Source organism: Aeromonas sp. S41-2, from assembly GCF_027705845.1.
Taxonomy (GTDB): Bacteria; Pseudomonadota; Gammaproteobacteria; order Enterobacterales; family Aeromonadaceae; genus Aeromonas; species Aeromonas hydrophila.
Map to the genome: position 1 here is coordinate 117,839 of NZ_JAPDCG010000003.1, position 23,944 is coordinate 141,782.

15 protein-coding genes are annotated in these 23,944 nt (G+C 58.6%); 5 read left to right on the forward strand and 10 right to left on the reverse strand.

The features are described 5' to 3' along the window. Nucleotides 1-18: 18 nt before the first annotated feature. The 4 genes from OKC44_RS08515 to OKC44_RS08530 form a co-directional block, all read right to left on the reverse strand. On the reverse strand, nucleotides 19-1,536 hold the full coding sequence (locus OKC44_RS08515; RefSeq protein ID WP_270812258.1) for a SpoVR family protein: 1,518 nt from the start codon (nucleotides 1,534-1,536) through the stop codon (nucleotides 19-21). 10 nt (nucleotides 1,537-1,546) lie between these two features. After that, complete coding sequence (locus OKC44_RS08520) at nucleotides 1,547-2,818, reverse strand: YeaH/YhbH family protein (RefSeq protein WP_016350566.1); 1,272 nt, start codon at nucleotides 2,816-2,818, stop codon at nucleotides 1,547-1,549. 23 nt (nucleotides 2,819-2,841) lie between these two features. Continuing rightward, nucleotides 2,842-4,764, reverse strand: coding sequence for a PrkA family serine protein kinase (locus OKC44_RS08525; RefSeq protein ID WP_011706273.1), 1,923 nt, complete (start codon nucleotides 4,762-4,764; stop codon nucleotides 2,842-2,844). Nucleotides 4,765-5,329: 565 nt separating this feature from the next. Beyond that, nucleotides 5,330-7,258 (reverse strand): RecQ family ATP-dependent DNA helicase, encoded by a 1,929-nt coding sequence (locus tag OKC44_RS08530; protein ID WP_270812260.1) that lies wholly within the window; start codon nucleotides 7,256-7,258, stop codon nucleotides 5,330-5,332. A 337-nt stretch (nucleotides 7,259-7,595) separates the two neighbouring features. Here OKC44_RS08530 and sstT point away from each other — a divergent pair, with 337 nt between their 5' ends. Further along, nucleotides 7,596-8,846: a serine/threonine transporter SstT gene (gene sstT / locus OKC44_RS08535; protein WP_257702712.1), complete on the forward strand. Its 1,251-nt coding sequence runs from the start codon at nucleotides 7,596-7,598 to the stop codon at nucleotides 8,844-8,846. A 415-nt stretch (nucleotides 8,847-9,261) separates the two neighbouring features. On the opposite strand, the gene OKC44_RS08540 is transcribed toward sstT, so the two are convergent. From OKC44_RS08540 to pabB, 3 genes are all read right to left on the reverse strand, one after another. After that, complete coding sequence (locus OKC44_RS08540; RefSeq protein WP_011706270.1) at nucleotides 9,262-10,560, reverse strand: serine/threonine transporter; 1,299 nt, start codon at nucleotides 10,558-10,560, stop codon at nucleotides 9,262-9,264. A gap of 215 nt (nucleotides 10,561-10,775) precedes the next feature. Further along, nucleotides 10,776-11,342 (reverse strand): CoA pyrophosphatase, encoded by a 567-nt coding sequence (locus OKC44_RS08545; RefSeq protein ID WP_011706269.1) that lies wholly within the window; start codon nucleotides 11,340-11,342, stop codon nucleotides 10,776-10,778. 47 nt (nucleotides 11,343-11,389) lie between these two features. Continuing rightward, on the reverse strand, nucleotides 11,390-12,676 hold the full coding sequence (gene pabB / locus OKC44_RS08550; protein ID WP_270812732.1) for an aminodeoxychorismate synthase component I: 1,287 nt from the start codon (nucleotides 12,674-12,676) through the stop codon (nucleotides 11,390-11,392). Between the two features lie 296 nt (nucleotides 12,677-12,972). Here pabB and OKC44_RS08555 point away from each other — a divergent pair, with 296 nt between their 5' ends. Then, nucleotides 12,973-14,496: a fumarate hydratase gene (locus OKC44_RS08555; protein ID WP_024944465.1), complete on the forward strand. Its 1,524-nt coding sequence runs from the start codon at nucleotides 12,973-12,975 to the stop codon at nucleotides 14,494-14,496. A 391-nt stretch (nucleotides 14,497-14,887) separates the two neighbouring features. Here the strand turns inward: OKC44_RS08555 and OKC44_RS08560 are convergent, their stop codons facing one another. After that, nucleotides 14,888-15,376: a cell division inhibitor gene (locus OKC44_RS08560; RefSeq protein ID WP_244088445.1), complete on the reverse strand. Its 489-nt coding sequence runs from the start codon at nucleotides 15,374-15,376 to the stop codon at nucleotides 14,888-14,890. 233 nt (nucleotides 15,377-15,609) lie between these two features. On the opposite strand from OKC44_RS08560, the gene OKC44_RS08565 reads away from it, so the two are divergent. Continuing rightward, nucleotides 15,610-15,807: a DUF4250 domain-containing protein gene (locus tag OKC44_RS08565; RefSeq protein ID WP_005300391.1), complete on the forward strand. Its 198-nt coding sequence runs from the start codon at nucleotides 15,610-15,612 to the stop codon at nucleotides 15,805-15,807. 385 nt (nucleotides 15,808-16,192) lie between these two features. Then, a complete protein-coding gene (locus tag OKC44_RS08570; RefSeq protein ID WP_270812268.1) occupies nucleotides 16,193-18,667 on the forward strand; it encodes a glycogen/starch/alpha-glucan phosphorylase in 2,475 nt (824 codons plus the stop codon). 254 nt (nucleotides 18,668-18,921) lie between these two features. Here the strand turns inward: OKC44_RS08570 and OKC44_RS08575 are convergent, their stop codons facing one another. Beyond that, complete coding sequence (locus OKC44_RS08575; RefSeq protein WP_270812269.1) at nucleotides 18,922-20,310, reverse strand: SLC13 family permease; 1,389 nt, start codon at nucleotides 20,308-20,310, stop codon at nucleotides 18,922-18,924. Between the two features lie 165 nt (nucleotides 20,311-20,475). Further along, nucleotides 20,476-20,904 carry a thioredoxin TrxC gene (gene trxC, locus OKC44_RS08580; protein ID WP_270812271.1) on the reverse strand — a complete coding sequence of 143 codons (429 nt, stop codon included), beginning with the start codon at nucleotides 20,902-20,904 and terminating at the stop codon, nucleotides 20,476-20,478. 154 nt (nucleotides 20,905-21,058) lie between these two features. Here trxC and OKC44_RS08585 point away from each other — a divergent pair, with 154 nt between their 5' ends. Next, nucleotides 21,059-23,860, forward strand: coding sequence for a response regulator (locus OKC44_RS08585; protein ID WP_270812273.1), 2,802 nt, complete (start codon nucleotides 21,059-21,061; stop codon nucleotides 23,858-23,860). Nucleotides 23,861-23,944: the final 84 nt, after the last annotated feature.

A 23,944-nucleotide genomic window follows, 5' to 3' on the forward strand; every position in this document is an offset into this window, starting at 1 on the left:
TGGTGGATGGCTGGTTGCTCAAGCCGGTTTTTTCTCCGGGCAACGCCCGATGATATCGGCTGGCAGTTCACCATTATCCTGTTCCAGCACCACATCGAATCCCCACAACTGATGCAGATGCTTGAGCACCTCGTGACGGGAGTCCCCCAGCGGGATCCGGTTGTGCGGCACGTAGCGCAGCGTCAGCGAGCGATCGCCTTTCACCGCCACGTTGAATACCTGAATGTTGGGCTCCAGGTTGCTCAGGTTGTATTGGGCCGACAGGGTATTGCGCACCTGGCGGTAGCCCTCGTCATTGTGGATGGCGGAGACCTTGAGATAGTTCTTCAGATCGTCGTCATCAATGGCGAACAGCTTCATGTCGCGCATTACCTTGGGGCTGAGGAACTGGCTGATGAAGCTCTCATCCTTGAAGTTCTGCATGGCGAAATGCAGGGTATCGACCCAGTTGCTGCCGGCATAATCGGGGAACCAGTATCTGTCCTCCTCGGTCGGGTTCTCGCAAATACGGCGCAGGTCGGTAAACATGGCAAAGCCGAGGGCATAGGGATTGATCCCCGAGTAGTAGCGACTGTTGTAGGGGGGTTGGTAGACCACGTTGGTGTGGCTGTGCAGCACCTCTATCATGAAGCGATCGCTGATCTTGCCCTCGTCATACAGGTGATTGAGGATGGTGTAATGCCAGAAGGTGGCCCACCCTTCGTTCATCACCTGGGTCTGCTTTTGCGGATAGAAGTACTGGCTGATCTTTCGCACGATGCGTACTATCTCGCGCTGCCAGGGCTCCAGCAGAGGGGCATTCTTCTCGATGAAATAGAGAATGTTCTCCTGTGGTTCAGCCGGGTAGCGCCTGTCCTCCACCCCGGAGGCCTTGTGCTGCTTGGGAAGGGTGCGCCACAGCTCGTTGACCTGGGTCTGCAGATAGTCTTCCCGTGCCTTCTGGCGTCGCTTCTCTTCGGCCAGCGAGATCTTCTGGGGCCGCTTGTAGCGATCTACCCCGAAGTTCATCAAGGCATGGCAGGAGTCGAGCAGCTTTTCCACCGCATCGATGCCGTGTTTCTCTTCACACTCGGTGATGTAGTTCTTGGCGAACAGCAGATAGTCGATGATGGAGGAGGCATCGGTCCAGGTCTTGAATAGGTAGTTGTTCTTGAAGAAGGAGTTGTGGCCGTAGCAGGCATGAGCCATCACCAATGCCTGCATCGGCATGGTGTTCTCCTCCATCAGATAGGCGATGCAGGGATCCGAGTTGATGACGATCTCGTAGGCCAGCCCCATCTGGCCACGTTTGTAGTTGCGCTCGGTGTGAATGAAGCGCTTGCCGAATGACCAGTGCTGATAACCGATGGGCATGCCGACGCTGGAGTAGGCATCCATCATCTGCTCTGCCGTGATCACCTCGATCTGGTTGGGGTAGGTATCCAGTCGATAGAACTTGGCGACCCGGGCTATCTCCTGATGGTAAATGTCCAGCAGGTCGAAGTTCCAGTCCGGGCCATCGTCCAGCGGTGCGACTTTTCTTTCGGTTTCTACCATATGGCCTCCCTCACGCCGCTTGCTTCTTGAACAGCTCCCGGAATACCGGATAGATATCCTCTACCTTGCGAATGTGCTCCATCGCGAAGTGGGGGAACTCGCTGGCGACCGATTCATATTCGTGCCACAGCGTCTGGTGGGCACGGGTGGTGATCTCGATGTAGGAGTAGTACCGCACTCGCGGCATGATGTCCCGCGCCAGGATCTCCCGGCACTGTGGCGAGTCGTCGGCCCAGTTGTCACCATCCGAGGCTTGCGCCGCATAGATGTTCCACTGATGGGCAGGATAACGCTCGTTGATGATGTCGTTCATCATCTTGAGGGCGCTGGAGACGATGGTGCCGCCGGTTTCCTGGGAGTAGAAGAACTCATGCTCGTCCACCTCCTTGGCCTGGGTATGGTGGCGGATATAGACCACTTCGACGTTTTTATAGGTCCGGCTCAGGAACAGATAGAGCAGGATGTAGAAGCGCTTGGCCATCTCCTTGGTGGCCTGATCCATGGAGCCTGACACGTCCATCAGGCAGAACATCACCGCCTGGCTGGAGGGGACGGGCCGCTTGACGAAGTTGTTGAATTTGAGATCGAAGGTGTCGATGAAAGGGACCGCGTCGATCCGTCTTTTCAGCTCCCTGATCTCCTTCTCGAGCTGGGCTATTTCGGCAAAATGCTCGTTGGGATCTGCCGCCAGCAGGGCCAGCCTATCTTCCAGCTCATGCAGCTGGCGTTTCTTGCCGGCCTGCAGCGCCATCCGACGGGCCAGCGAATTTTGCAGTGAACGCACTACGTTGATGTTGGCCGGCACCCCGTTGGAGGTGTAGCCCGCCCGGTAGGTTTTGACCTCCATCAGCTGGTTGAGCTGGGTTTTCTGCAGCCGCGGCAGCTCAAGATCTTCAAACAGCAGGTCGAGGTACTCGTCCTTGGAGATCTGGAAGACGAAGTCATCCGCCCCTTCTCCCTGGTTGGAAGCCTGCCCTTCGCCAGAGCCTTGACCGCCACCTCCTCCCTTGGGGCGGTCAATTTTGTCGCCGGAGACAAACTGGTCATTGCCGGGATGCACCATCTCCCGTTTGCCGCCTTGCCCCTGATGGAAATGGGGCTCGCCGATATCCTTGGTCGGGATGCTGATGCTCTCGCCCGTGTCTACGTCCTGGATGCTGCGCTTGGAGACAGCATCAGAGACCGCTTGTTTGATCTGCTTCTTGTAGCGGCGGATGAAGCGCTGCCGATTGACAGCGCTTTTGTTTTTGCCGTTGAGCCTGCGGTCGATAAAATGCGCCATAACTCCCCCTTGAACAGTCAGGGTCAGGATGACTTGCGTACCCTGAGATACCATTCGGAGAGCAGTCGCACCTGTTTGCGGGTGTAGCCTTTCTCCATCATCCGTTCGACAAAGTTATCGTGCTTCTTCTGCTCCTCGGCTGAGGTTTTGCTGTTGAAGGAGATAACCGGCAGCAGCTCTTCCGTGTTGGAGAACATTTTCTTCTCGATCACGGTGCGCAGCTTCTCGTAACTGGTCCAGTTGGGGTTACGGCCTGCATTGTTGGCCCGGGCACGCAGCACGAAGTTGACGATTTCGTTGCGGAAATCTTTCGGGTTGCTGATCCCGGCGGGTTTCTCAATCTTCTCCAGCTCGCTGTTGAGCGACGCGCGGTCAAACAGCTGGCCGGTCTCGGGGTCACGGTACTCCTGATCCTGGATCCAGAAATCAGCGTAGGTGACGTAGCGGTCGAAGATGTTCTGACCGTACTCGGAGTAGGACTCGAGGTAGGCGGTCTGGATCTCCTTGCCGATGAACTCCACATAGCGCGGGGTCAGATAGCCCTTGATGAACTCAAGGTAGCGATCATGCAGCTCTTGCGGGAACTGCTCGCGCTCGATCTGTTGTTCCAGCACATAGAAGAGGTGCACCGGGTTGGCCGCCACTTCTGCGTGGTCGAAGTTGAAGACGCGGGAGAGGATCTTGAACGCGAAGCGGGTCGACAGGCCATTCATCCCTTCGTCCACGCCGGCGTAGTCGCGATACTCCTGATAGCTTTTCGCCTTGGGATCCGTGTCTTTGAGGCTCTCGCCATCATAGACCCGCATCTTGGAGTAGAGGCTCGAGTTTTCCGGCTCCTTGAGGCGTGACAGCACGGAGAACTGGCCCAGCAGTTCGAGGGTGCCGGGGGCGCACTTGGCATCGGTCAGCTCGCTGTTGACCAGCAGCTTCTCGTAGATCTTCACCTCTTCCGACACGCGCAGGCAGTAAGGCACCTTGACGATATAGACCCGGTCGAGGAAAGCCTCGTTGTTCTTGTTGTTGCGGAACTGCTGCCATTCGGATTCGTTGGAGTGGGCCAGCAGGATGCCGTCGAAGGGCAGGGCGGAGAGCCCCTCGGTCCCGTTGTAGTTGCCTTCCTGAGTGGCGGTCAGCAGCGGGTGCAGCACCTTGATGGGCGCCTTGAACATCTCGACGAACTCCATGATCCCCTGGTTCGCCTTGCACAGCGCGCCCGAGTAGGAGTAAGCGTCGGCATCATCCTGGGCAAAGTGCTCCAGCATGCGGATATCCACCTTGCCGACCAGCGAGGAGATGTCCTGGTTGTTGTCATCACCCGGTTCGGTCTTGGCGATGGCGATCTGGTCGAGGATGGAGGGATTGACCTTCTCCACCTTGAACTTGGTGATGTCGCCACCAAACTCGTGCAGTCGTTTGGCGACCCAGGGGGACATGATGGGGCGCAGATAACGGCGCGGGATGCCGTACTCCTTCTCCAGAATCTCGCCATCTTCTTCGATGTCGAACAGGCAGAAGGGGTGGTCGTTGACCGGTGAACCCTTGATACGATAGACAGGCACTTTTTGCATCAGGGATTTTAGTTTCTCTGCCAGCGAGGATTTACCACCGCCAACCGGCCCCAGCAGATAGAGGATCTGCTTCTTCTCTTCCAGGCCCTGAGCCGAGTGCTTGAGATAGGAGACAATCTGTTCGATGGCCTCTTCCATGCCGTAGAAATCTTTGAAGGCGGGATAGCGTGCCACGACGCGGTTGGAGAAAAGGCGACTGAGTCTGGGGTTGACCGAGGTGTCGATCATTTCCGGTTCGCCTATGGCGACCAGCAAACGCTCGGCGGCAGAGGCGTAGCAGGATTTGTCCTGCTTACACATATCCAGAAATTCCTGGATGGTGTATTCCTCTTCCCTGGCTTTCTCATATCGCTGTTGATAATGCTCGAAGATGCCCATAACTTTGCCCTCGTTATAGTCGCTTACCCTGAAAAGAGTGGATCACTACTTTTGTTCTGTTTACCTCATTAAGCCTAGTCAACAGCCCCCAGTAATCCATCACCAACTATTGGTTTAAATTTGCAAGGGTACTTCCCGACCCAATGCGGGAAGGCGCAATCAGTGACACACCTATGTTACTGACTGTTAAATTATTTTTGCCACGATAGTGAGGTAAATGTCAAAGACATAAAAAATAAATGTTTGTCAGAAAATGGAAATGACATCGCGTTTATTTGGGAGACTGGCTGCAGCACAGACGGGGCAAGGGGCAGGGCGTAGACGAGACGAAATGGTGTTACGTTTACGTGCACGGAAAGTGTTTTGTTTGGTGTTTTAGCTCTAATTTTTACATTGACGCTACATTGCGACTACTCTAGATTGGCCCTGTGTCAGGCAGTCAGCGCTTTAGCAAGAGAGTGGCTGGTTGCTGATGCAAAGCTCTGTTTAAGCACGTTTCCGTTGGCTTGACCCTCGCAGATGCGAGGGTCTTATTTTTTTGGGCTCTACCCGATGTTTAAGCCGTTTATCCCTGTTGGCGAGCGGTATAAATGTTGGATACGGCCGCCAGCACATCGGCAAAGGGGTGGGACGCCAGCTGGCCGAATCCAGCCAGGCTTTTGGCCTTGAGCCGGGTGGTGAGCGGGGTGGTGATGCCACACAGGAAACGCGTCAGGATGCGGGGATCCCGGCTGTGGCACAGGGCCACCAGCGGATCGCACCAGGCTCTGAGCCCCTGTTCATTGGGGAGTGTCCGGCTGGGTAAGGAGGGAAGCTGTGCCACCTCTCCCCGACAGACCGAGCAGTGCCCGCAATGGGTGGGCGCGGCCTGATCGGCAAAGTAGCGGGCCAGCTCATGGCTCAGGCAACTGCTGGAGGTAAAGAAACCCAGCAATGCCTGCAGACGCGCGAGCTCGCTTTGCTCTTTCTTTTCAAACAGTCCGTGCAGCTGATCGGCCAGCGGTGCTATGTCCAGATCTTGTTGCAGCACCCGATAAACCTCGGTCATCTGCTTGCTCTCCAGCTCGATCCAGCCTTGCTGCTGCAGGTAATCCAGCGCGGCAGCGGCCCGCGACCGCTCCCCCTGATAACCCTGCCAGAGCGCCTCGAAGTCCATGGTGCACCAGCTGCGCGCCTGCGGGGCACTGGCGAACACTTGCTCCAGAAACTGGCGTCGCGCCGGATTGAACCGGGCCAGGATGTCGGCCTTGTCCAGCACGAACTTGAAGCGGTACTCGGCAAAATAGCTGTAGGCCGGCGCTATGATGCCCGCCATCTCCAGGTAGACCAGCAGGGTCTTGAGCGGCAGTTGGCGGATATTGGTGTCGTTGGAGAGGCGCAGCAAACCAAATTCCCACTCACTGCCGCTTTGCTGCAGGATCTCGAGCAAGGTGACGATGGCCGCTCTGTCCGGGGTGTCGCCATAGACGAAGTTTTCCAGTACCGGCAACTGGCTGCGGTTGGCCAGTACCATGCAGCGGGAAGGCAGACCATCCCGGCCGGCGCGGCCTATCTCCTGACTGTAGTTTTCGATGGATTTGGGCAGATCGTAATGGATCACCCGGCGAATGTCGGCCTTGTCGATCCCCATGCCGAAGGCGATGGTCGCCACGATGCAGTCCAGCTTGCCGGCCATGAAGTCGTGCTGGATCTGGCTGCGCAGGGTGGCATCGAGCCCGGCGTGATAGGCGCGCGCCCTGATCCCGGCTTGTTGCAGGCGGGTGGCGCACTGCTCTGCGGTGTGCTGCAAGGTGACATAGATGATGGTCGGTGCGGCGGGGTCACGAGCCAGCTCGGCATGCAGCCAGCTATCGCGAGCCTCGTCAGGCAGCGGCACCACGGCCAAGTCCAGGTTGGCGCGATAAAAGCCGGTGACGATGAGCCCCTCATCCTCGATCTCGAATTTGGCCTGCATGTCGGCCATGACCGCCGGGGTGGCGGTGGCCGTCAGCAGCAACACCTGCGGGATCTGCAATTCACGGCGGTAATCCGGCAGCTTGAGATAGTCAGGGCGAAAGTTGTGGCCCCACTCCGAAATGCAGTGGGCCTCGTCCACCACCAGCATCGACAGCGGCACCTGCTGAATGAAACGGCGAAAGCGTTCGTTCTTGAGCCGCTCTACCGAGATCATTAGGATCTTGAGCTGGCCATCGCTGGCCTGCTGCATCACCCGGCGGCTCTCCTCCGGCGTCAGGCTCGAGTCGAGGGTAGCGGCGGCGATCCCTTTGCTGCGAAGGAAGGCGAGCTGATCGTGCATCAGCGCGATCAGCGGCGAGATCACCAGGGTCAGGTGGGGCAGGGCAAGCGCCGGCAACTGATAACAGAGGGACTTGCCGGAGCCGGTGGGGAAGATGGCGGCGGCACTCTGGCCGGCCAGTAATCGGCTGATCACCGCCTCCTGTCCCGGTCTTAACCGATCGAAGCCGAAGTGACGGGTCAACAGGGATGAGATCATGGCAGGGCTCCAGCGCAAAAACCGTCATGATACCACCGCCGGGGAGTGTCTGGATGGCCAAGCGAGGGAAAACGGCATCCATTTGAATGCTGTTGATATTGTGTTATCGCATTGTTGTGGGTTTTTTGTGAGGTAAACCGGATATTTTTCAGTGATTATATGGAAAAAAGCGGTTGCAGATGGGATATTCCTTGTCCGCAATCCCGTGTGTTACCGGACAGGCTCAACAGAAAGCTTGCCGGAGCAGATGACGCCAGCCGTGACATGGGTGTCGCCTGGCGTAGCGGTTGCCAACAGGACTAATGATTCACGCACTTCGGTGCTCAGGGACTATTTGATGACACAACAACACCCCCTCGTAAGACTGGTCAACAGTACCAGCCTGGTTAGCCAGATCCTGGTCGGTCTGGTCTTCGGTATCCTCCTTGCCATGTTTATGCCGGAATGGGCCAAAACAGCGGGTCTGCTCGGCAGCCTGTTCGTTGGCGCCCTGAAGGCGGTCGCCCCGCTGCTGGTCTTTGTACTGGTCATGGCGGCGATCATCGGCCACAAGCAGGGCCAGAAGACCAACATGAAACCGATCCTGCTGCTCTATCTGCTGGGTACCTTCCTGGCTGCTGCGGTCGCCGTCGTGGCCAGCTTCCTGTTCCCCTCCAACCTGCATCTGGTGGCGAACAGTGCCGAGATCACCCCGCCGGGCGGCATCACCGAGGTGCTGCAGACCCTGCTGTTCAACGTGGTGACCAACCCGGTCAAGGCGCTGCTGGATGCGAACTACATCGGTATTCTGGCCTGGGCCATCGGCCTTGGCATCGCCATGCGCCACGCCAGCGAGGGGACCAAGGCGGTGATCACCGACCTGTCCCACGGTGTCTCCACCATCGTGAAAGCGGTGATCCGCTGCGCGCCGCTCGGTATTCTGGGCCTGGTTGCCTCCACCCTGGCGGAAACCGGTTTTGACGCCCTGTTCGGCTATGCCCAGCTGTTGATGGTGCTGATCGGCTGCATGCTGTTCATCGCCTTCGTGGTCAACCCGCTGATCGTGTTCTGGAAGATCAAGCGCAACCCCTATCCGCTGGTGCTGACCTGCCTGAAAGAGAGCGGCGTGACCGCCTTCTTTACCCGCAGCTCCGCCGCCAACATCCCGGTCAACATGGCGCTGGCCGAGAAGCTGCGCCTGCCGGAAGACACCTATGCGGTCTCCATCCCGCTGGGTGCCACCATCAACATGGCCGGTGCCGCCATCACCATCACAGTGCTCTCCATGGCGGCGGTACACACCCTGGGGATGGAAGTGGATCTGGCCACCGCCATTCTGCTCTCCGTGGTCGCCACCATCAGTGCCTGCGGCGCTTCCGGCGTGGCCGGCGGCTCCCTGCTGCTGATCCCGCTGGCGTGCAGCCTGTTTGGCATCAGCAACGACATCGCCATGCAGGTGGTGGCCGTGGGCTTCATCATCGGGGTACTGCAGGATTCTGCAGAGACGGCTCTCAACAGCTCCACCGACGTGCTGTTCACCGCTGCGGCCTGCATGGCCGAAGATGAAACCCTGCTGGATGCCGCGCCGGTGCCCAACAGCGAAGCCTGATAGCACAGCCTTCACCACATTGAAAACGCCCTCATTCGAGGGCGTTTTTTATTGTCTGGTGGTTTGGGGACTGGTCCGATCCACATTTGCAGGAGGTGAGGGGGCTGGATGAAGTTGGTGCAGTGGGCACATCAAGAGCACGGATAAATGGCTTGCCAGGCAGGCTTTGTGGCACCGGCTTGTATAAGGCTGCATGGGCTATGGGCCGGCCATTGTCGGTTGCTATTCGAGGGGCGCTAACGGGTAGAGGGGGAATTGTCTGGATGGGGAGCAGGGCCGGTGTTTGGCGAGTGGCTAGTTGGCCCACATGTCTACGCATACTCGCTTGCTGGAGAGCCATCATCCGCTGCTGTTGGCGCCATATAAAAATGCTAGCCGGTTACCCGGCTGGCATGTTTGCTGGTATGGCCGAGTGTCAGCCGAGCAGTTGGTAGAGGATGGCGGAGATGGCCGTCATCCCCATCACAGCCACGAAGACGTTGCTGATATGGCCCTGATACTTCGCCATGGCCGGTACGCGCTTGATGGCGTACATCGGCATGATGAACAGGATGGTGGCGATGATGGGGCCGCCCATCGACTCGATCATGCCGAGGATGGAGGGGTTGATCACCGCGGTTCCCCACAGGGTCAGGATGAAGAAGGCGATGATGAACATCTCGACCTTCTTGTGGTTCGGCTCCTTGCCGGATTTGCGCAGGTTCTGGACGATCATCCCCTTCAGGCCTTCACGGGCACCCAGGTAGTGGCCGAAGAAGGAGGAGACGATGGCCACGAACGCTACCAGCGGGCCGAAGTAGGAGATGATGGGGCTCGCGTGCTGGTTGGCCAGGTAGGAGAGCACGGCGATGTTCTGGGACTTGGCTTCTGCCAGCTGTGCCGGGGTCAGGCTCATCACGCAGGAGAAGACGAAGAACATCACGAAGCCGAGCAGGATGGTGGCGGTGCGCTTGAGAATGGCGTCAGACTTCTCGACCGCGTGCTCGCCGTGATCGCGGCGCTGGGCCAGCGAGAAGCTGGAGATGGCCGGGCTGTGGTTGAAGGAGAACACCAGCACCGGAATGGTCAGCCACAGGGTGATGGCAAAGTCCTTGCCGGACGGCATCTGGGAGAGGGCCGCGCCGGTCCAGTCCGGGATCAGGTAGAAGGAGATCCCCACCAGGATGGCGATGAGCGGGTAGACCAGGAACTCGGTCACCTTCAGCATCAGTTTTTCACCAGCCAGCATCACCGACATCATGCCCATGATCAGCACGATGGAGAGGATCCAGCGCGGGGGCGCCGTCATCTGCAACTGGTTGACCATGAAACTCTCAACCGTGTTGGTGATGCCCACCCCGTAGATCAGCACGATGGGGTAGATGGCGAAGAAGTAGAGCAGGGTGATTAATTTGCCGGCTCCCACGCCGAAGTGCTCTTCCACCACTTCCGTGATGTCGGCATCGGGTCTGCTGGAGGAGAGTACGAAGCGGGCGAGGCCGCGGTGGGCCAGGTAGGTCATGGGGCCGACCAGCAGCGCCATCACCACCAGTGGCCAGAAGCCACCCATGCCGGCGTTGATGGGCAAAAACAGAATGCCGGCGCCGACGGCGGTGCCGAACAGGCTGATCACCCAGCTGGTGTCTTGTTTGGTCCAACCACGCGATTGGATGGAGCGGGTTCCTTGCTCCTGTGAGGTCGCAACGTCCTGTGCGCCGGTGACAGTATTAGACATGTGTCTCACCCCGAATTGTGGTTTTTATTGAATCGGCGCAAGGATACGGTTTTTTTAATCAAAAATGTTGATCAAATTCACCTTTATGGGGCTCAAACCCGCATTCTTTTGTGGAAATGTGATCGAAAGAAGAATTAATCAATTATTTTTTATAAAAACCTACGTTAGTTTAATGTTAATGCACGAATGTTGCACAATCTTTTGTAGGCAAAATGTTATATGGCAAGTTGCCGAGAGAGTTGGCGGATCATGCTGGCGGTGGCGCCCCAGATGAAGTGGTGCTGCCAGGGGATCCAGTAGATGGTGTGCAGGTGATCGGCTCTGGGAATGGTGAGCGCGATATGGTGGCGTGGATCCAGCAGGTGGTTGAGCGGCACCTCAAAAGCCTGGTCGACCTCGTCCCGGCTCAGGGTGAGCTGATAGTCGGCCGTGACCAGCCCCAGCACCGGCAGCACGTCGTATTGGGAGACGGTGTTGAGGGGCGTGAGGGTGCCAAGCACCTCTATCTGGGCAGGGACTATGCCGAGCTCTTCCTGGGTTTCCCGCAGCGCCGTGTGGATCAAGTCCCGGTCGTCCGGATCCTGCCTGCCGCCAGGGAAGCTTATCTGCCCTGCGTGGTGGCGCAGGTGCGGGCTGCGCCGGGTCAGCAGCAGTTGCAGGCCGTCGGCCCGCTCGACCAGCGGCAGCAGCACGGCGGCGGGCTTGAGCCCGGCCACCGTCAGCCGGTGGGCGGGGGCGGGGCGTTGCAATAAAAAGCGGGTCAGCAGTTCGGCACGTTCCATCTCGATTCTTCTTCGCTCCAGTTGCTGTGATCCATTTTGTCAGGTTTTCAACGCAGTGTGTCCAGCAGCGGCAGAATGCGGGCCACCTTGTCATAGGTTTCCTGATATTCGTCGTCCACGTCGGAGTCGGCAATGACGCCGCCACCGGCCCAGCAGTGGAGCTGGCCCTGTGCGGCGATCAGGGTGCGGATGCAGATGCTGGTATCCATCCGGCCATGCTGGCTCAGATAGCCGATGCTGCCGCAGTAGGCGTTGCGCCGCTGGGGCTCCAGCTCTTCGATGATCTCCATGGCCCGGATCTTGGGGGCGCCGGTGATGGAGCCGCCGGGGAAACAGGCGCGCAGCAGGTCCACCGCCTGCCACTGCGCATCCAGTTCGCCGTGGATGGTGGACACCAGGTGATGCACCGCCGGAAAGGACTCTACCGCAAACAGGCTGGGCACGCTGACCGAGCCGGGTCGACTCACCCGGCCGATGTCATTGCGCAGCAGATCCACGATCATCAGATTTTCCGATCTGTCTTTGTCGGCGCCAGCCAGCTCCAGGGCGCTGGCCTGATCTTGCTCCGGGTCGGCCAGTCGCGGGCGGGTGCCCTTGATGGGCTTGGTCTCGATATGGCGCTGGTCGAGCAACAGGAAACGCTCGGGGGAGAGGCTCAAAATGGCGCCCTGCGGCAAGCGCAGGAAGGCCGAGAAGGGGGCGCGGTTGGCTTGGGACAGCGCCTGATAGGCCTGCCACTCGTCGCCCCGATAGGGTGCGCTGAAGCGCTGGGTCAGGTTGATCTGATAGCAGTCCCCGGCGGCCAGATAGGCCTGGACCTTGGCAAACTTGTCACCGTATTGCGCGCGGCTCATGTTGCTCTGCCATCTTCCCTGAAGCGCAAAGGGCTCAGTAGCGGTTGCCTGCATCGCTTCAAGCCACTGCAGGCGGCGGGCAAAGCCGGCCTCATCGCCCCAGTGCACCAACTGCCACTGGCCCGTTGCCACGTTTCGCAGCAGGGCCCAGTCATAGATGCCGACCGCCATGTCCGGGATGGTCACGTCACGGGCGGCCAGGCTCGGCAGACGCTCGAAACGGCGGCCCAGATCATAGCCAAACAGGCCGAGTGCACCGCCGATGAAGGGCAGGGGGGTCGCTTGACTGATGATCTCTCCCAGTAGGGCGTGTTGGCGTTGGGCCAGCAGCGTCAACGGATCATCTTCACGGGATTCGTGCTGATCACCCTGCGCGATGCGGGTCAGCGTCCCCTCGGTCTGTAAAGTGGCCAGCGGATCGGCGGTGATGATGTCAAAGCGGTTGTCTGCTCCCAGCGGGCCGGCGGATTCCAGCAACATGGCCCAGGGCAGATGATGAAGGCGTGCGAACAGGGCATGGAGCGCCGTCTGGTGATCAAAATGGTGGATATGCAGCGTTGGTTTCATTTTTTGTTACACAGGCAACAGTTTACAGCCTGCTCCCTAGCCGGTACGGGGGTGGCAAGCGTATCATAGCCGCCGGAATTTTTAGAAAAAACACGCCGTTGTCTTATCGGGCCGACAGGCAAGCCGCCTGGCACCACCCCACCGAAGCACGGCTCATATGGAAGCCCTTGCTCTGCATCGCGCCGGAGACAAGGACCAGTGAGGATGATATGAGCATCATTAAAAAACAGGATTTTATCGATTCCATCGCCGACGCCCTGCAGTACATCTCCTACTACCACCCCCTCGATTTCGTGCAGGCCGCCAAGGCTGCCTATGACCGCGAGATCAACCCAGCCGCCAAGGATGCCCTGGCCCAGATCCTGATCAACTCCCGCATGTCCGCCGAAGGGCATCGCCCCCTGTGTCAGGATACCGGCATCGTCACCTGCTTCGTCAAGATCGGCATGCAGGTGCAGTGGGACAGCGACATGACGGTGCAGGAGATGGTGGACGAAGGCACTCGCCGTGCCTACACCAATCCGGACAACCCGCTGCGCGCCTCCGTGCTGGCCGACCCCGCCGGCAGTCGCAAGAACACCAAGGACAACGCCCCGGCCGTGGTGCACATCGACATGATCCCGGGTGACAAGGTGGAAGTGAGCATCGCGGCCAAGGGCGGCGGCTCCGAGAACAAGTCCAAGATGGTGATGCTCAACCCCTCCGACGACGTGGTGGAGTGGGTGCTCAAAACCGTGCCGACCATGGGCGCCGGCTGGTGTCCACCGGGCATGTTGGGGATCGGCATCGGCGGTACCGCCGAGAAGGCGGCCGTACTGGCCAAAGAGGCCCTGATGGAGCATATCGACATCCAGGAGCTGATCGCCCGTGGTCCGGAGACCACCGAAGAGAAGCTGCGGGTCGAGCTCTACGACAAAGTCAACAAGCTGGGGATCGGTGCCCAGGGGCTCGGCGGTCTCACTACCGTGCTGGATGTGAAGGTGAAATCTGCGCCGACCCACGCTGCCTCCAAGCCGGTGGTGATGATCCCCAACTGCGCGGCGACCCGTCACGTGCACTTCGAACTGGATGGCTCCGGCCCGGCCGAGCTGACTCCGCCGAAGCTGGAAGATTGGCCGGAGATCACCCGCTCGGCTGGCGGCAACGTGCGCCGTGTCAATGTCGACGGCATTACCAAGGCAGAGCTTGCCAGCTGGAAGAGCGGGGATACCGTGCTGCTCTCCGGCAAGATCCTGACCGGTCGCGATGCCGCTCACAAACGCATTGCCGACATGCTGAAAAAAGGCGAGGGGCTGCCGGAAGGGGTCGACTTCACCAACCGTTTCATCTATTACGTTGGCCCGGTCGATGCCGTGCGTGATGAAGTGGTCGGTCCGGCCGGCCCGACCACCTCTACCCGGATGGACAAGTTCACCGATATGATGCTGGGAGAAACCGGCCTCATCGGTATGATCGGTAAATCCGAGCGAGGCCCCAAGACGGTCGAGAGCATCAAGCAGCACCAGGCTGTCTATCTGATGGCCGTCGGTGGCGCCGCCTATCTGGTGGCCAAGGCGATCAAGAAGGCGCGGGTAGTGGCCTTTGCCGACCTGGGTATGGAAGCCATCTATGAGTTCGAGGTGGAAGACATGCCGGTGACCGTGGCGGTCGATTCCCAAGGCAACAATATCCATGAGACAGGCCCGGCTTACTGGTCTGCCAAGATTGCCGAGCTTGACGGCAAACTGGCGTGAGCGAAAGCTGTTTGATGGCTGTCCATTTGCGATCTGGAGACTTGTCTCGAGGCTCCGCGTAAACGGACGCGGCGCGTGACTGTTATCGATACCACCGTTATACCGCTGCAGCCATAGCAGACAGAACGAAGGCGACCCCTGGGTCGCCTTCTCTTTTGGCCTGCGTGCAGTTGCATGAGTGCCAACTGCCAACTGTGCTCAGAGTGAGGCGTTCTGCGCCTTGCTTTCATGCCGCCTTCCACTTCCGTCTATCGGCAGGCACTTGCCGTTGTTATCTGATGGCTGCAGGGCTCTTGTCACTCAGTGATTGCTGGGTTGTTCAGCGCCCAACGAAAAGCCCGTTCAACTCACCAGCCAATCCTGCAAGGCATCTCCTCGCACTCTTGGCATGTCAGTGGTTGAGATAGACATCCTGCCCGCCATAGACCAGTGAACCACTGTGGACAGGAGAGGATGCGGCCGGCTCGAAGAAGCGGGTCAGAACCCCGCAGCGTTGTCCCAACTTGCTCAACTTGGCGCGATCCAGCATGACCTGTTCCGGCAGCCAGGTCAGCACGGCGGCGCAGCGGCCGTTGCCCAGACTCTGTTCCAGCGTCCGCTGCCAGTTTTTGATCTTGGGGCTGTGCAGCACCAATACTCTGGCGGGATTGATCCCCTGTGCCTGCAGCTGCTTGGCTACTGGCAGACCGGGTGGTGCAATCAAGAGGATCCAGCCGGTATCGCCATGGCTCAGTCTCACCAGCTCATCAAGCAGCGGGGCTTCATGGGCAATCGTTGCGCTATAACGCTCATCGTCCCTGTTGCCTTGATGCCGGGTGGGCCAGGGATTGCTCATACCGGCTGAGGTGGTGATGGGGTGCTGACTCATGGGCTGGCTCATATGTTTGTCCTGTATGAATAACCATGCTGTATACACATACAGTAGTTGCTGTTGGTGCCAGTGACAAGCCATTTGTGCTCTAAAATGTGATCGAATTGGCAGTGGGTGAGTCTATGGTATTGATTATAAAGGTTATTTATTTGGTGTTGGCGATGAGTGTTTTTTAGCCTATGGACAAAGCAGGAGGGGACGCCCATGGTTATACAGTATGTCTTGCACAGAGGAGAGATGAGATGGACGTCAGCACCTTGCAACGACTGGATGCCAATATCCTGCTCGGGATCATCAACGAGAAGCTGCGGCTGGAGTGTGACGGGCTGGAAGAGTTGCTGGCCTACTACGACATGACGGAAGATCAGCTGGCCACCCGCTTATTGCAGATAGGCTATCACTATGATCCCATGAGCAACCAGTTCAAGGCCCATGGTTGACCCGCAGAAATCAACCGAACAGCCTTGGTCTTTGCTTTTCATGAACAGCGCACATTGAAATCGTTTTCAATGTGCGCTGAATTTTCAGTTATTTTCAAGGATTTTCAGCACTTGGCAATCATTGAAAACCTATTCACGTATTTATATTTTCATGAAGAGATTAACTGCATGATTTTTAATGAAATTAAAGATTCATAATGGCAGGTTTCAGGAAAGGGTTTTCAAGCTTGAACTGTCATTTTTATGCGTTAAAGTGTGACTTGCGTTAACTTTTAAACCAGCGGCTTTAGCTAGTATGCCCACGCCGGAACATATTCTGAGATAACAACAGCGCCGGTCCCTGATGGGATAACAATTTATTATTCTGTAACGAAGGAAATGGTTTATGGCTACCAAGAAGAAGACAGACCAGGATCTCCAACTGGATAAAGATCAGCTCAAGGCGAGTATCGTGCGTCACCTGCGTTCTACCTTGGGTACAAGCGAACAGAAAGCCTCGCCAGAAGCGTGGTGGAAAGCGACCGCAGCCGCCGTCAACGAACAGGTGTACGAGCGCCTGACCCGCACTCAGCAGACTCACTTCAAGAAAGATACTCGTGCGATTCACTATCTCTCTGCTGAATTCCTGATGGGGCGTCTGACCTCCAACAACCTGCACAACCTCTCCCTGTACAAAGTTTGCGAAGAGGCGCTGGGTGAACTCGGTCTGGAGCTGACCGATCTGTGTGAACAAGAGCCCGACATGGCGCTCGGCAACGGCGGTCTGGGCCGTCTGGCCGCCTGCTTCATCGATTCCCTAGCGACCCTGAACTACCCGGCGGTCGGTTATGGTATCCACTACGAGCACGGCCTGTTCCGTCAGGAAATTCAGGATGGCCGCCAGATTGAACGCCCCGACTCCTGGCGTGAATATGGCAACCCCTGGGAGATCTGCCGCCCGGAATCCGTGCAGGAGATCCCGCTCTACGGCTATGTCGAGACCGTCTTTGGTGACAACGGTGGCCTCAAGAAGGTGTGGCACGCCGGCCGCAAGATCAAAGGGGTGCCTTGGGATATCCCGGTGGTCGGTTTTGGCGGTCATACCGTCAACATCCTGCGCCTGTGGGAATCCCGCGCCTCCGAGTTCTTTGACTGGGACGTGTTCAACGCCGGTGGCTATATCGATTCCCAGGCGGAGAAAGCTCAGGCCGAGACCATCTCCAAGGTGCTCTATCCGAACGATGAGACCGATGCGGGCAAAGAGCTGCGCCTGATCCAGCAGTACTTCTTCTGTGCCTGCTCCATCAAGGACATCATGCGTCGCTACAAGCGGGTGCATGGCACCGACTTCAGCAACTTTGCCGCCCAGATTGCCATCCAGCTCAACGATACCCACCCCACCGTGGCCATCCCCGAACTGATGCGGGTGCTGGTGGACGAAGAGGGGCTGACCTGGGACGCGGCCTGGGCCATCAGCTATCAGGTCTTCTCCTACACCAACCACACCCTGCTGCCGGAAGCGCTGGAGAAGTGGTCGGTCAGTCTGTTCGAGAAGGTACTGCCCCGTCATCTTGAAGTGATTTACGAGATCAACGCCCGCTTCTTGAGCGAGCTGGTGGAGCCCAAGTGGCCGGGTAACGATGCCATCAAGGCCAAGCTCTCCATCATCGAAGAGGGTGATGTGCGCAAGGTGCGCATGGGCAACCTGTGCGTCATCGGCTCCTCCAAGGTCAACGGTGTGGCCGAGATCCACTCCAAGCTGGTGAAGGAAGATCTGTTCCCCGAGTATGCTGAGCTGTGGCCCCAGAAGATGTGCAACGTCACCAACGGCGTGACCCCGCGTCGCTGGCTGCTGGCTTGCAACCCGGAACTGGCCGAGCTGTACAACGAGGTGGTGGGCAAAGAGTGGCCGCTGCAGCTCGACAAGCTGCGCAGCGTGGTCAAGTTTGCCGACGACAAGGCGTTCCAGCAGCAGTTCATGACCATCAAGCGCCACAACAAGGAGAAGCTGGTCAAGGTGATCAAGGCCGAAACCGGCATCGAGGTGAGCTCGGAGGCGATCTTCGACGTCCAGATCAAGCGCCTGCACGAGTACAAGCGTCAACAGCTGAACCTCATCCATATCATGGCGCTCTACCGTCGCCTGCTGGCCAACCCGGACTATGACATGCACCCGCGGGTGTTCATCTTCGGCTCCAAGGCGGCGCCCGGTTACAAGCTGGCCAAAGACATCATCTACGCCATCAACAAGTTGGCGGAGCGGGTCAACAACGATGCTCGCATCCAGGGCAAGCTGAAAGTGGTGTTCATGCCGAACTACCGCGTGAGCCTGGCCGAGAAGCTGATCCCGGCGGCTGATGTCTCCGAGCAGATCTCCACCGCCGGCTATGAGGCCTCCGGTACCGGCAACATGAAGATGGCGCTCAACGGTGCCATCACCATCGGCACGCTGGACGGCGCCAACATCGAGATCGCCGAAGAGGCGGGAGCCGAGAACTGCGCCATCTTCGGTCTGAACGTGGATGAGGTGAAGGCATTGAAGGGGCGCGGCTACAACCCGTACGACTTCTACTATGCCAACTCCGAGCTCAAGGCGGTGCTGGACTGGTTTGATACCGACTACTTCACACCGGGTCGTCCGGGCGAGCTCTCCTCCATCAAGCGCTCCTTGCTGGAAGGGGGGGACCCCTACCTGACCCTGGCCGATTTCGCCTCCTACTCGGAAGCCCACAAGCTGATCGATACCTGGTATCGGGATCCGGCCCTGTGGGCGAAGAAGGCCATCATCAACTCGGCCACCATGGGCAAGTTCAACTCCGATCGCTCCATCCAGGACTATGTGGATCGCATCTGGCAATTGAAACCCTGCAGCATCGGCTGATGAGACGGTAAACGAGCAAACCCCCGCCATGCGGGGGTTTTTTATTTTGGGTGGTCGGTGTTGGTGATGGGGGATTGCGGAAAAGAGAGCACAAGAGAAAACGTCAAACACCCACCTTCACCATACGGCTCTTTTGGCTGAGAACAGTGGCTGTTCAAAGGTGGTGAACGGGTGAGAAGGGGCGATGTTTGGTCGAGACTGCATACAGAAGAGGCAATAAAAAGGCCCCGTCAGGGGCCTTGGTACTCGGCATATCAGTGCAGTATGTCACCCATGAAGTAGGCGAGCAGGGTCAGAATGACGGTGAAGACCAGGTTCAGCACCAGGCCGGCCCGCATCATCTCACGCTGCTTGATATGGCCGCTGGCGAACACGATGGCGTTGGGCGGGGTGGCCACCGGCAGCATGAAGGCGCAGGAGGCGCCGACAGCGATCAGCACGGAGACAACGATGGGTGATACGCCCAGCGCCTGGGCAACCCCGGCAAACAGCGGTACCAGCAGGGCGGCGGTGGCGGTGTTGGAGACCAGCTCGGTCAGGAACACCACGAACGCGGCCAGACAGAGTAGGATGATGAAGATCGGCATGGTGGCCAGACCGTTGGAGAGGTGCTCCGCCAGGAAGGCGTTGGCCCCGGTCTGCTTCAGGATGGCGCTTAAGGTGAGGCCGCCACCAAACAGCATCAGCACGCCCCAGTCGGTGTTCTGGTTGATGTCATCCCAGCTGGCCACCCGGCTGATGGCAATCGCCACAATGGCGCCCATGGCGATCAGGGTATCGAACTGGGGAATGCCTCCCAATGCCTTGGCAATGGGCTGGGAGCCGATCCACAGCAGTACTGTGGTCAGGAAGATGAGCAGGGTGATCTTGCGTTGACCGGTCCACTGGATGGTGACCTGCTCGGTGCTGACCTGGTGGGAGAGGTTGGGACGGGTCACCATATAAAGCAGGCCGATGCCCACTGGCATGAAGATGAGTACCACCGGGATGCCAAACTTCATCCAGTCGGTGAAACCCAGCCCCATCTGGGCAGCTGCGATGGCGTTGGGTGGGCTGCCGACCAGGGTGCCGATGCCGCCGATGCTGGCGCTGTAGGCGACCCCCAGCAGGACGAAGACCAGGGTACGGCGCTCCTTGTGGGCGTCGAGACCTTTCAGCATGCCGAGGGCCAGCGGCATCATCATGGCGGCGGTGGCGGTGTTGCTGATCCACATGGAGAGGGCGGCCGTGATGGTGAAGAGCACGATGGAGGCCCAGCCGAGGTGGCCTCTGGCAAGCTGCATCACCTTGGCGGCGATCTGGGTATCCAGCCCCTGTTTGGAGAGTGCGGCAGCCAGTGCAAAGCCGCCGAAGAACAAAAACAGCACTGGGTTGGCGAAGTCCGTCAGCGACTTGCTCATGTCAAAGACCCCGAGCAGGGTGGCAAGTACCGGGATGGAGAGGGCCGTGATGGTGATGTTGACTGCTTCAGTCAGCCAGAGGATGGCGATGAAGACCAGGATCCCCAGCCCCTTGTTGACGTTGGGGTCAAAGGGGAGCCAGGCCAGCATGGCACAGAGCAGCAACACATCCAGGATGACGATCCCGGATTTGATGTCCAGCCAGCGTGATGGGGTAGTGGAGGGTACTGCAGATGTGTGCATATTGTTCTCTCGGTTAATTTATGGTTGTTGTTGTGTTGCCGAGATTACATTCATCCCCCCGTTTGAAACAGGGGGAACTGGTCAAAGCATGCCGGGACTCACAGAGTCAAGGCAAATTAAAACATTAAATAAACACAAATTAAACATTTCGGTATCATTTGTGGCCTAGATGAAGCTGTGCAACCACTCCTTGAACAGACTGGGAGGAAGGGAGCCACTGCGCTGTGCCACCATCTTGCCCTGCTTGAAGACCATCAGGGTGGGAATGCTGCGAATGGCGTAACGGGCCGCAATGGTGGCTTGTTGCTCGGTATCGACCTTGACGAAGCGGAGTCTTGGTTCAAGTTCACTGGCAACTTGTTGAAAAACAGGTGAAAATTGAAGGCATGGCCCGCACCAGCTGGCCCAGAAGTCGACCACGACCGGGATGTCAGACTGGATCAGGGTATCGAACTGCTGTTCCTGGCCGTTGACCGGGGTGGTGGCGAACAGCTCGCTCTTGCAGCGGCCGCATTTCGCATTTGAATCCACTTTTTCTTCAGGCAGGCGGTTCCTGGTGAAGCAATGGCTACAATAGGTAGTGATAAATGACATAATTGATTCCTGTATGCATAAGCCCTGCAACATCTTATTGCACTGACAGGGCAGAGTAACGGTAACATAGTAATCAGTTATCTTTCACAGCCAGTTATCCTGTGTCGACATGATGTCGGTGGATGCGTGGCCATGACATGAGAATCGAGACGGGATGAATAATGTGACACGGGTCAATCGTGTTGTGCTTAGCCTGATCATGGTATCGCTGCTGGCGTTTTCCGGCTATTGCTGTCAGCTGCTCAGCCAGCAGCAGAAGGCCTCCGAGCTCAGCGTTGCCGCAGAGTTGATCCTCAACCGGGTCAATACCGACACCGTCTATCTGCTTGGCCGCGAGAAGGCCAACGACGGCAACGTACAGCAACGTCTCAATCAGTTGTCGAGCAACCTCGACAGCTTTGTACGCCAGGTGCGCAACGATCCCGACTCTGCCGACAATCCCCACTCCCAATCCCTGTTGCATGACATCGATAGCTATTTGCTCGACTTGGCCAAGCTTTATTCCATGGAGATGGCGATCGAGTACATAGAGCAGCCTTTTCAAAAGCAGCTCAACGGCTTGCTGGCCACCTTGCCGGCAGACTCTCCACTTGCCATCGACCTGACCGAGCTGGCCCAGCTCAGTCACTACCTCAAACGCAGCTGGGACAAGGGCGAGCAGCTGCGGCTGCAGGCCCTGCAGCGCCGCCTCAAGACGGCCTATCCCGCCAATCCCGAAGTGGCAGGGCTGGCCCAGCTGAGTGAGGATGTCAGCCATCAGGTGGTGGAGTACCACGTGCTGCGCAACCAGGTGATCGACATGCACGAACTGGAGGGGCTGTCACTCTGGAAGCAGAGCAAGATGGAGCAGGCTTCCTCCCTCAAGAGCCGCTTCTATCTGATGGTATTGGGGGGGGCCATGCTCTGTTTCGGGCTGGTGGCGGTGACCCTGTGGCGACGCAATCAGAAGCTGAGCGAGTTGTCGCGCCAGACCGGCTTGCTGGCCCAGGCCAAGAGCGATTTTCTGGCCAACATGAGTCATGAGATCCGCACCCCCATGAACGCCATCATCGGGTTCAGCTCGCTGGCACTGCAGACCGAGCTGGATCAGCAGCAGCGGGACTATCTCAGCAAGATCAAATCCTCGTCGGACACCCTGCTGCTGCTCATCAACGACATTCTGGATCTGACCAAGGTGGAGTCCGGCAAGCTGACCCTGGAGGAGATCGACTTCGATCTGAGCGAGCAGATCGACTCGCTGGCCGGCATGTTTGCCGACCTGGCCGAGCGCAAGCAGGTCGAGGTCATCATCAACAAGTCGCCGGCCGTGCCGGATTTTCTGCGCGGCGATCCGCTGCGCCTCGGCCAGGTGCTGGTCAATCTGGTCAACAACGCCATCAAGTTTACCGAGCGGGGCGAGGTGGAAGTAGCCATCACCCTGGTCAACCAGCACCCGATGCAGGTGCGTTTCAGCGTGCGTGACACCGGCATCGGCATCGCCGAGGAGAAACAGGCCCAGCTGTTCCAGCCCTTCACCCAGCTGGAGGCAGGCAATACCCGCAAATACGGCGGCTCCGGGCTGGGTCTGAACATCTCCCAGCGTCTGGTCGAACTGATGGGGGGCCGGATCACGGTACAGAGCAAGCCGGGGACGGGCTCGGTCTTCCAGTTCGAGATCCCCATGACCAAGGCGGTTTACGGTGTCTCCGGGCGGCGGGTCTTCTTCGAACATCAGCCACTGGTGCTGGTGATGGATGACAACGAGCTGGTGCTGGATCTGGCCAAGGATATCCTGGGTCGGGCCGGTGCCAGGGTGATGGCAGTCAACAGCCTCTCCCGGGCCCGCCAGGTGCTGCGGGAAGAGGGGCAGAATATCCGGCTGGCCATTCTGGACTGGCGCATGGGGCAGGAAGACGGGCTGGATCTGGCGCTCGAGATGTATCAGCACAGCCAGTGGCGCCGTCTGCCGATCCTGATGACCAGTGCCTGGGCCAAGGAGGGACTGCATGGGCGGATGGAGAGCATGGGATTGACCCACTTCCTGCCCAAGCCGATGACCGAAAATGCCCTGCTGGCCAAGGTGGACGAGCTGCTCAACGGCAGCTCCCACGATCAGCAGTTCCGCCAGGCCGAGGCGCAGGGGGATCAGCAGCATTTTCGCGAGCTGCTGCAAGGCATCCGGGTACTGCTGGCCGAGGACAACCGGGTCAACCAGCAGCTCATCATCGAATACCTGCGCCGGGTCGATGCCCTGGTGACCGTGGTGGGCAACGGCCGAGAGGCGGTCGAGCGGGTGGCCGAGCAGCCCTTCGACGTGATCCTGATGGACTTGCAGATGCCGGTGCTGGACGGGCTGGATGCCACCCGCCAGATCCGCAAGATGGTCGACAAGCACGATGTTCCCATCATCGCCCTGACCGCCAGCGCCATGCCGGGGGACAGGGAGCGCTGCCTCGGGGTCGGCATGAACGGCTATGTCACCAAGCCGGTCAGCAAGCTCGATCTCTACAACAACCTGCTGCAGTGGGTGAAGAGTGCCAGCGGCGAGCGGCGGGTGCCGCTCGAGGTGAAACCGCCCGATTTGATGGGAGTGCTGGATCTGGAGGATGCCCTCAGGCGGCTGGAGCAGGACAAGGAGGCGCTGCAGATCCTGTTCAAGCTGTTCATGTCGGAGCACAAGGACGACCTGTGGGAGATCCGCTCCGCCCTGCGTCGTCAGCAGCCCGATATCGCCTGCCGGTTGCTGCATACCCTCAAGGGGGTTTCCGCCAATATTTCCGCCTCCCGTCTGCAGATCATGGCTGGCGAGCTGGAGTGGCGGTTGCGCCAGCAGGAGGAGCTGACCGAGCAGGATCTGGAGCAGCTGCAACAGGTGTTCAGTCTGACCCGGGAGGAGGTGTCCCACTTCCTGCTCACCGGGGAGCAGCATGAAACACCGTACGCCGGCTTCGGACAGCGTGATGATCGCTTGTTGTAACAGGTGAAATAGCAATAATTCTCAAGCCGCTTGCTTCAGGCTATCATGACCCCTTCGTATCGCCCCCAGCCGGGGGCGATTGCA

Coding starts and splice junctions, on each gene's coding strand:
- OKC44_RS08515 (WP_270812258.1), bottom strand. CDS start 1,536: ATGGTAGAAACCGAAAGAAAAGTCGCACCGCTGGACGATGGCCCGGAC.
- OKC44_RS08520 (WP_016350566.1), bottom strand. CDS start 2,818: ATGGCGCATTTTATCGACCGCAGGCTCAACGGCAAAAACAAAAGCGCT.
- OKC44_RS08525 (WP_011706273.1), bottom strand. CDS start 4,764: ATGGGCATCTTCGAGCATTATCAACAGCGATATGAGAAAGCCAGGGAA.
- OKC44_RS08530 (WP_270812260.1), bottom strand. CDS start 7,258: ATGATCTCATCCCTGTTGACCCGTCACTTCGGCTTCGATCGGTTAAGA.
- sstT (WP_257702712.1), top strand. CDS start 7,596: ATGACACAACAACACCCCCTCGTAAGACTGGTCAACAGTACCAGCCTG.
- OKC44_RS08540 (WP_011706270.1), bottom strand. CDS start 10,560: ATGTCTAATACTGTCACCGGCGCACAGGACGTTGCGACCTCACAGGAG.
- OKC44_RS08545 (WP_011706269.1), bottom strand. CDS start 11,342: ATGGAACGTGCCGAACTGCTGACCCGCTTTTTATTGCAACGCCCCGCC.
- pabB (WP_270812732.1), bottom strand. CDS start 12,676: ATGTTGCTGGAATCCGCCGGCCCGCTGGGAGCAGACAACCGCTTTGAC.
- OKC44_RS08555 (WP_024944465.1), top strand. CDS start 12,973: ATGAGCATCATTAAAAAACAGGATTTTATCGATTCCATCGCCGACGCC.
- OKC44_RS08560 (WP_244088445.1), bottom strand. CDS start 15,376: ATGAGCCAGCCCATGAGTCAGCACCCCATCACCACCTCAGCCGGTATG.
- OKC44_RS08565 (WP_005300391.1), top strand. CDS start 15,610: ATGGACGTCAGCACCTTGCAACGACTGGATGCCAATATCCTGCTCGGG.
- OKC44_RS08570 (WP_270812268.1), top strand. CDS start 16,193: ATGGCTACCAAGAAGAAGACAGACCAGGATCTCCAACTGGATAAAGAT.
- OKC44_RS08575 (WP_270812269.1), bottom strand. CDS start 20,310: ATGCACACATCTGCAGTACCCTCCACTACCCCATCACGCTGGCTGGAC.
- trxC (WP_270812271.1), bottom strand. CDS start 20,904: ATGTCATTTATCACTACCTATTGTAGCCATTGCTTCACCAGGAACCGC.
- OKC44_RS08585 (WP_270812273.1), top strand. CDS start 21,059: ATGAATAATGTGACACGGGTCAATCGTGTTGTGCTTAGCCTGATCATG.